The organism is Flavobacterium cheniae (assembly GCF_004363695.1).
GTDB lineage: Bacteria > Bacteroidota > Bacteroidia > Flavobacteriales > Flavobacteriaceae > Flavobacterium > Flavobacterium cheniae.
The window spans coordinates 826,770-835,134 of record NZ_SNZC01000002.1 but is presented as its reverse complement, the minus strand read 5'-3'; the positions used below and the strand labels follow the sequence as shown (position 1 = coordinate 835,134).

Below are 8,365 nucleotides of genomic sequence, written 5' to 3'. Positions count from 1 at the left end.
GATGAACAACTTCCATTAGATGATGTTACGGTATAACTCGTTCCAACTACCATTCCACTTATCAATCCGCCTGCGCCTGCTGTAGGACCAACTGGTGAGAAAGTATAAGTCAACGCGCCACTGTAATTCGTGATAGTAGAAACACCAGCTGATGAACACGTTGGTGCTGTTGTTGAAATTGTTGGTTGTGATGGCGTCAAAGGTGCAGTATAAGGCAAACTAGCCGAACAATCTGTACTATCTGAAAAAGAAGCAGAAACAGTACAAGAAGATCCATTTGCAGTTAAACCAGGTATTGAATATGCAATCGGAGACGTAAAGGGAGCATTAAAAACTTGACTTCCTCCACATGAATTCACAACTGTCATAGTTCCCGTAGCTGGCGGATTTGAAAAAGTTACTTCACCTGAAAGGGTGTATAAACCCGGAGTAGTACAAGTAGTATTTGCAGTAATTGAACATGTTGTAACTAAATCACAAGGACTTGCTCCTACTGGGCTTAAAACGTAAGAATATCCACAAGCATCTCCTGCAAAACCATCTACCATAAGATATGCACATTCTCCAGCTGCTAAAGTAATATTTGGAGAAACCCAAGACCCTCCACTATAAGTAGGATTAGGTGCTTGAGACAACCATGTTAACGCACCTGGAGTTCCTGTAAAAATAGCCATCTGTAAACCACTATTTAATCCAGATAATGAACAAGCACCTACATTAAATGTTACCTGCCAAGTTCCTGCAGTTGCTGCACAAAACGAAAACCAAGAATCATTGTTAACAACAAAAGGTACATCAGCACCAGGTTGTCCTCCACATGCAGGACAAGTTGTTGCTAAATTATTGTCTAAATCTCTAAAACCAGCACCTACTCCACTAGGGAAGTAACCACCTTGCGTTGTACCATTAAAAACGGTTCCACATGCATCTATAACTGTACCATTACCTACTGAGTTATTTGAGGCAGGATTATAAATACCAACACAAAATTGGTGTGCTCTATCATTTCCACCTCCACAATCTTGACCATTATACTGAATTCGATAAGTGGCACCAACTGTTAATCCTGTGAGTGCTTGAAAAACACCAGGATCGCCATTTAATATAACACAATCAAAAATTGCTGTACCTACACCAGGAACACATGCTGCATTAGGGCCATAAACAGAAACACGTCCAAAACAATTGGTTGTATTAGTTCTAATTAAATTTAAAACCATTGTTGTGTTTGTAGCTACAAACGAATACCATACTGTTCTAGGAGTAATTCCTCCACCAGCTACTGCACAATATTCACCTCCTTGAGCTGTGGCCGCACTTGTTGTTTGAGAACAAACTAACGGTGCATCTACGGTTAAAGCCGTAGCACTAGCACAATTATCATTTGCCGGCTGAGCATAGCTTAACAATCCAACTAGAAAAGTTAGGCATAATAAAAATACTCTCATTATTCTTTTATTTTAGATTTAGGAAAAATTTTAACCTCTGTGAACATATCAAGCTTTAAAACAACTGTCTCGTTTTCTTTTCTGTTTTGCTCAACTAAACATTTTTCTTCATCAGTTAATGGTCTTGGCTTCACATCTGTAGACTCAACTGTTCCGGGAATAATGTAAACCTCAGTGTATTTTGCATTAAAACCGCAAATTTCACGAGATTTTACAACCATATTGCTATTACTCTTTTTACTTGAATCCGATTGTGAAGCCTTGCTTTTAGCTTGACAAAATCCCGACAAAGAGAAAAGAGAAAAACAAATTAGTAGAAATAATTTTTTATTCATGGTTCAAAATTTAATTGTAAACTATTTAATGTTATTTTTAAAAAATGTATTTAAATTTGATTTATGTATTTTTGTAAAAGATTCGAACATTTAGAATCGATTAAAACACAAATAATCGGTTAAAAATATACTTATTTTGATAATATGTTAATTTTTAACCTTTTAATTCGATAAAATGCAAAAAAAAACGTTTATTAACATATTCTTAACTAATTTTTAACTTGAAAATCTACTTCGCATCTGATCAGCACTTTGGGGCACCCACTCCAGAATTAAGTTTTCCTAGAGAACAAAAATTCATTCAATGGCTTGATATTGTTAAGCAGGATGCTGATGCGATTTTTTTATTAGGCGATTTATTCGACTTCTGGTTTGAATACAAAACAGTTGTACCAAAAGGATTCGTAAGAGTTTTAGGAAAATTAGCAGAAATTAAGGATTCTGGTATTCCAATCTATTTTTTTGTAGGAAATCACGACTTATGGATGAGTGATTATTTCCAAAAAGAGTTAAATATTCCTGTTTATCATGATAACCAAGAATTTACTTTTAACGATAAAACATTCTTAATTGGCCATGGAGATGGAAAAGGTCCAGGCGACATGGGCTACAAACGAATGAAAAAAGTCTTTACTAATCCGTTTTCAAAATGGTTATTTCGTTGGTTGCATCCTGATATTGGTGTGAAATTAGCCCAATATTTATCCGTAAAAAACAAATTGATTTCAGGAGCAGAAGATGTAAAATATTTAGGAGAAGACAATGAATGGTTAGTGCAATATTGCAAACGAAAGTTAGAAACTAAAGAGTACAATTTCTTCGTTTTTGGTCATCGTCATTTACCATTGGAAATAGAATTGACTGAAAACTCAAAATATGTGAATTTAGGCGATTGGATTGGTTATTTCACTTATGGTGTTTTTGATGGAGAAAAATTGGAATTAAAAGAATTCAAAAACTAAATTGTTTCTAAATCTTTTTCGATATCCAGTTCTCTGAATTTTGGTGAAGCCACAGCGGTAACGCCTACAATTCCTAAGGTCATCATTCCACCAAAAACTACAGCAGGAACTACTCCCATAATTTTGGAAGCCAAGCCGCTTTCAAAAGCTCCTAATTCGTTAGACGAACCCACGAAAATAGAATTCACAGAAGACACGCGTCCTCGCATATGATCAGGTGTGTAAATTTGAAGAATGGTTTGTCGAATTACTACTGAAATTCCATCGGTAACTCCACTTAAAAATAATGCTATTACTGATAACCAAAAGTTAGTTGATAAACCAAAAACGATAATACAAACTCCAAATCCAAAAACAGCTAACAATAACTTTTTACCTGCTTTTTGATGTAACGGAATGGATGTAGCCACTAACATTGTTATTAATCCACCAATAGCTGGTGCGGCTCTTAAAATTCCGAAACCTTCAGAACCTACTTTTAAAATATCTTGAGCAAAAATGGGTAATAAAGCGACAGCTCCACCAAACAAAACTGCAAACATATCAAGCGAAATCGCATTTAAAATGGTTTTATTTTGAAACACAAAAGACAAACCTTCTTTCAAACTTTTGAAAATCGGTTCGCCAATTTTTGGATTTAAAATCGGCTTTCTTTCAATTTGTGTTAGCACTATTAAAGCCATAATAACACAAAAAACCACAAAAACCAACGACCAAAAAACCCCAAACCAACCAATCGTAAATCCCGCCAATGCTGGTCCGATTACTGCTGCCACTTGCCAAGTAGAACTGCTCCATGTCGCTGCATTAGGTTGTTCTTTTTTAGGAATAATCAATCCCAATAAACTAAAAACGGATGGGATTAAAAACGCACGAATGATGCCGCCTACAAAAACTAAAGCGTAAATTCCGTAAAGAATCGTGTTTTTGGAAAAGGAATCAATAAAATTTGGATGAACTAAAAGACATAACAAGGCGCTAATTGTTGCTAATCCTGAAAAACATTTGATTAACAAACCTTTTTTCTCGTTTTGATCCACAATGTGTCCAGCGAACAATGCCATACTAATCGCTGGAATGATTTCCATTAAACCTATTAATCCAAGTGATAATGGATCTTTTGTGATGCGATACACTTCCCACTCAATCAATACAAATTGCATCGACCAAGCCAATACAATAAACAAGCGCATGGCTAAAAACCAGCGAAATTCGGGTATTCGTAAAGATGAAAATGGGTCTTTTTTAGCCATTTGAAGCATTAATGTCGCGTAATTGCAGTTGCAAAGTTACAGTATCTTTCCATTCGTTTTCTTCTAAAGAGAAAATAGCGTCAAATTTATTTTTGTTGGTAACCAAGTCTAATTTATTGCCCAATCCAAAACCAATTGCTCCAAAAGATTCCGAATTTCCTTGTTTTATAAATGCTTTCAAATGTTCATTATCAGAACCTAAAGTTTTAGCATAACCTGAATCGGTTAATCCTTTCGCTAAAAATAAAGGTGTCATATTTTCAGGTCCGAATGGTTCAAATTGCTTCAATAAACGCATCAACTTCGGATTAATTTCGGATAATTCGATTTCGGCATCGTATGAAATTTCTGGAGTCAACAAATCGGGATGAATAGTTTCTTGAACGACTTTTTCGAAGGCATTTTTGAAATTTTCATAATTTTCTTCCAAAAGTGTCATTCCAGCTGCATACATGTGGCCGCCGAATTGCTCCAAATGTTCGGCACAAGCTTCCAACGCATTATACACATCGAAATCTTTCACAGAACGTGCCGAAGCTGCTAATTTTTCGCCACTTTTTGTAAAAACAATGGTTGGACGATAGTAATTTTCTACCAATCGTGAAGCGACAATTCCGATAACACCTTTATGCCAATTTTCTTGATACACGACAGTTGAAAATCGGTTTTGTTCGTTGTTTTCTTCGATTTGAAGTAAGGCTTCTTTGGTAATTTGTTTGTCTAATTCTTTTCTGTCGGAATTATGTTGCTCGATTTCGGAGGCGAATTGTTCCGCTTGATCTAAATCGTATTCGGTTAATAAAGCAACAGCTTCGTTTCCGTGTTTGATTCTTCCGGCTGCATTAATTCTTGGTGCGACGATGAAAACTACATCCGTAATCGTCAAGACTTTTTTCTTTACATTTTGAACCAAAGCCTTAATTCCTGGACGCGGATTCGAATTAATCACTTCCAATCCAAATTTCGCCAACACTCGATTTTCACCAGTAATCGGAACAATATCTGCGGCAATGGCTGTTGCAACCAAATCTAAATACAACACTAAATCATCAATGGTTTGGTTTCGATTTTCGGCTAAAGCCTGAATCAATTTAAACCCAACACCGCAACCACATAATTCATCATACGGATACGAACAATCATCTCGTTTTGGATCTAAAACCGCAACGGCATCAGGCAAAATATCGCCTGGTCTATGGTGGTCGCAAATAATGAAATCGATGTTTTTTGCTTTGGCATAATTGACATGATCAATCGATTTGATACCACAATCCAAAGCTATAATTAAGGAAATATCGTTGTCTTCGGCATAGTCAATTCCCATATAGGAAATACCGTAACCTTCTGCATATCTATCTGGAATATAGGTCGCAACATTCGGATAAAAACTACGTAAATAACTTGAGACTAAAGAAACAGCAGTTGTTCCATCGACATCGTAATCACCAAAAATTAAAATATTTTCGTTGTTAGCAATGGCATTTTCAATTCGTACAACAGCTTTGTCCATATCTTTCATCAGATACGGATTGTGTAAATCGGCTAGAGTGGGACGGAAAAAGGTTTTGGCTTGTTCGAAGGTTTCAATACCTCGCTGAACTAATAATTTTGCGATGATTTCATCGACTTGAAGGGCGCTCTGAATGGCTTGTACTTTTTCTGGATTTGGCTTAGATTTTGGATTCCAACGCATAGTTTTAAAAATTAGAATTTAGAAATTAGAATTCAGAACTTTCGTTTGAACTCTGTTATTTTGGCTTATATAATTGAATGACAAAGGTATAAATATTTTTGAATTTACTAAATGAAAAAAATTAACCACATAGAAACATAGGTGAATTTTCACCAAAATAGTCGTTACACTTTTTATAGGTTAGATAGGCTTTGTGTATTCAGTATGAACTAAAACTAACTTTTTTATCTATGTTTCTATGTGGTAAAACCTTTATAGATTATTATATTTTATGATAAAAAATCGCTACCTCAACTTTTGCAAATTGGCGGAACATTTCCATGACGCCACAATATTTTTCAACCGATAAATTCACCGCTTTTTCAAGTTTTTTCTCGTCTAAATTGTTACCGTAAAAATGGTAATCTACTTTTACTTTGTGATACGTTTTTGGATGTTCCTCAGTTAGTTCACCTGATGTTTCAATTTTGAAATCGGTTACTTCTAACTTCATTTTTTCAATTAAAGAAGCTACGTCTAAACCGGTGCAACCCGCTAAAGCCGATAACATCAACGCTTTTGGACGCAAGCCTTTTCCTTCTCCTCCATTTTCAGGACCAGCATCAATTGAAATGACATCGCCACTTGGGTTCGTGGACTCAAATTGCATATTCCCTTTCCAGGTAGTGGTTATGTGGTGTGTTTCCATTTAAAAAATATTATTATGTTAACCTGAAATCGAGCAACCATAGCATTTAAGATTATAAATTTTCGGCAACCACAAAAACAAGCTAATTGCTATTAATAGTAAGACCCAAGTTGTTATATTTAATTTACGATAAAAAAAGCGATATAATGAGATAATTAAAAACAATAAAGCAAAAAAAGAAATCTCAATTGTGATCTTATCTGCTAAAGCTAAATGACTATTTACCAACTTTTGAAAATATGCAATGATAACAAAATAAATAAAAGCATTTATTGTTAGCAAAATAAAAAAGAATAATCCTATTTTCTTAAAACTCATTATCCTTTGGTCTTAATTAAACCCCCAACACAAACTACAATTTCACCTTTGGCTGGCTTTGCTTCAAAATGTTTTAGTACTTCTTCGGCGGTTCCTCTTACCGTTTCTTCGTGTAATTTGGATAATTCTCGAGAAACAGAAACCGATCTGTCAGCGCCGAAATATTGTGCAAATTCGGCTAAGGTTTTGTTTAATTTATGTGGCGAAACATAGAAAATCATGGTGCGGTATTCTTCTTGTAAGGCTAAAAATCGGGTTTGTCTTCCTTTTTTATCGGGTAAAAATCCTTCGAATACGAATTTATCATTGGGTAAACCGCTATTCACCAAAGCCGGCACAAAAGCAGTTGCTCCTGGCAAACATTCCACATCAATTCCGTTTTCCACACATGCTCGTGTAAGCAAAAATCCTGGGTCGGAAATGGCTGGAGTTCCTGCATCGCTAATTAGAGCAATGGTTTCGCCTGCTTGCAAGCGCTTCACCAAATTTTCAACGGTTTTGTGTTCGTTGTGCATGTGGTGGCTGTGCATGTGTGTAGCAATTTCGAAGTGTTTTAGCAATTTCCCGCTGGTACGCGTGTCTTCTGCTAAAATTAAATCAACTTCTTTCAGTACTTTAATTGCACGAAAAGTCATGTCTTCTAAATTGCCAATAGGCGTTGGAACTATGAATAACTTACCCATTTATGAAAACTTTTTCTCGATAATTTCCATAAAACGCGCTTCAAATTCTTCGTTGCCTTCCCAATTGTTATAATCAGGTTTTACGAAATCCAAAACAAAAGATTTTGCTTCTTCAAAACTATCAAATGTATTCAGTTGCGAAATTACACGATTAAAATCATCCGAACTTCCGCCAAATAATTTCTTCTCAAATCCGATTCTATCGTTCAAACCAAAAGAAATCGTTTTGTTTAATCTATCGTTTAACGAACTTATTTTTGGTTCTTGACTTACTTTCTCGAAAGTTGCTTTTACTTCTTCTTCCAATACTTTTGGCGTTTCGGACACTACAGGTTCTGGTTGGATTTCTGCTGCAACTTCTTCTACTACAGGAGTTGGTGCTTCAAAAACTGCTTCAACAACATTAGCCACCTCAGCAGGAATGTCTTCCACTTTCACAAAATCTAATTCTTTGTAATCGTGTACTAATAAGTCTTCAAACGAAATTTGTTTTGCTGGTTCTTCTGCTTTTGGAGTTTCTGCAACTGGTTCTTCTTCGATTATTTCTTCCTCAATTGGTTCTTCATCCATTGGAGTCATCAAAACCTCTTCCTCTTCTTCATCATCTTCCACAATTAATTCTGCGATTACGACTTTTTCTTCCGCAATTGGTTCGGCAATAGTTTCTTCTACTTCTGGAGCAACTTCTACTTTTACTTCTTCCGGAGTTTCAACAACTTTATCCTGAATAGGCGCGTTGAAAACTTCAGTTGGTTTTCCTTCTAATTTTTCAGCTAAAACTTCTTCAGAAATTTCGTTTTTTACCAATTCGAAATTCTCTTCATAAAAACGCAAAATCGTCAATTGATCGTACAAATTTTTAGCTTCTTGCTGTAATTGAACCGTTTCTGAATGGTTTTTTAACTTTAAAATTCGGTGCGCAATACTGATTAATTCAGCAGATATTCTTTTCTTCATAACTTTAGGCTGTAGCGTTTACTATATC

General features: G+C 35.5%; 7 protein-coding genes and 1 pseudogene. 1 reads left to right on the top strand and 7 read right to left on the bottom strand.

Annotated elements, in window-relative coordinates; genetic code table 11:
• Both C8D80_RS08755 and C8D80_RS08750 read right to left on the bottom strand, forming a co-directional pair.
• Positions 1 to 1,448: pseudogene (locus C8D80_RS08755) on the bottom strand (hypothetical protein); the annotation flags it as partial.
• A complete protein-coding gene (locus C8D80_RS08750; RefSeq protein ID WP_133609418.1) occupies positions 1,448 to 1,783 on the bottom strand; it encodes a hypothetical protein in 336 nt (111 codons plus the stop codon). The gene C8D80_RS08750 and the pseudogene C8D80_RS08755, both read right to left, overlap by 1 nt.
• 212 nt (positions 1,784 to 1,995) lie before the next feature.
• Here C8D80_RS08750 and C8D80_RS08745 point away from each other — a divergent pair, with 212 nt between their 5' ends.
• Positions 1,996 to 2,745 carry a UDP-2,3-diacylglucosamine diphosphatase gene (locus C8D80_RS08745; RefSeq protein ID WP_133609416.1) on the top strand — a complete coding sequence of 250 codons (750 nt, stop codon included), beginning with the start codon at positions 1,996 to 1,998 and terminating at the stop codon, positions 2,743 to 2,745.
• Here C8D80_RS08745 and C8D80_RS08740 read toward each other — a convergent pair.
• The 5 genes from C8D80_RS08740 to C8D80_RS08720 all read right to left on the bottom strand — a co-directional run bounded on the left by C8D80_RS08740 (position 2,742) and on the right by C8D80_RS08720 (position 8,337).
• A complete protein-coding gene (locus C8D80_RS08740; protein ID WP_133609414.1) occupies positions 2,742 to 3,998 on the bottom strand; it encodes an MFS transporter in 1,257 nt (418 codons plus the stop codon). The genes C8D80_RS08745 and C8D80_RS08740 overlap by 4 nt on opposite strands.
• Positions 3,991 to 5,691 carry a single-stranded-DNA-specific exonuclease RecJ gene (recJ, locus tag C8D80_RS08735; RefSeq protein WP_133609411.1) on the bottom strand — a complete coding sequence of 567 codons (1,701 nt, stop codon included), beginning with the start codon at positions 5,689 to 5,691 and terminating at the stop codon, positions 3,991 to 3,993. Before recJ ends, C8D80_RS08740 begins: the two co-directional genes overlap by 8 nt.
• A 262-nt stretch (positions 5,692 to 5,953) precedes the next feature.
• Positions 5,954 to 6,379, bottom strand: a complete 426-nt coding sequence (locus tag C8D80_RS08730) for an OsmC family protein (protein WP_133609409.1) — start codon at positions 6,377 to 6,379, stop codon at positions 5,954 to 5,956.
• Positions 6,380 to 6,696: 317 nt separating this feature from the next.
• The gene (rsmI, locus tag C8D80_RS08725) at positions 6,697 to 7,380 is read right to left on the bottom strand and encodes a 16S rRNA (cytidine(1402)-2'-O)-methyltransferase (protein WP_133609407.1); all 684 of its coding nucleotides are present in this window, start codon (positions 7,378 to 7,380) and stop codon (positions 6,697 to 6,699) included.
• Positions 7,381 to 8,337, bottom strand: a complete 957-nt coding sequence (locus C8D80_RS08720) for a hypothetical protein (RefSeq protein ID WP_133609405.1) — start codon at positions 8,335 to 8,337, stop codon at positions 7,381 to 7,383.
• Between the last annotated feature and the right edge of the window lie 28 nt (positions 8,338 to 8,365).

Bases quoted from the DNA above. Each gene is read 5' to 3' on its own strand.
- C8D80_RS08750 (WP_133609418.1), bottom strand. From the start codon at position 1,783: ATGAATAAAAAATTATTTCTACTAATTTGTTTTTCTCTTTTCTCTTTG.
- C8D80_RS08740 (WP_133609414.1), bottom strand. From the start codon at position 3,998: ATGGCTAAAAAAGACCCATTTTCATCTTTACGAATACCCGAATTTCGC.
- recJ (WP_133609411.1), bottom strand. From the start codon at position 5,691: ATGCGTTGGAATCCAAAATCTAAGCCAAATCCAGAAAAAGTACAAGCC.
- C8D80_RS08730 (WP_133609409.1), bottom strand. From the start codon at position 6,379: ATGGAAACACACCACATAACCACTACCTGGAAAGGGAATATGCAATTT.
- rsmI (WP_133609407.1), bottom strand. From the start codon at position 7,380: ATGGGTAAGTTATTCATAGTTCCAACGCCTATTGGCAATTTAGAAGAC.
- C8D80_RS08720 (WP_133609405.1), bottom strand. From the start codon at position 8,337: ATGAAGAAAAGAATATCTGCTGAATTAATCAGTATTGCGCACCGAATT.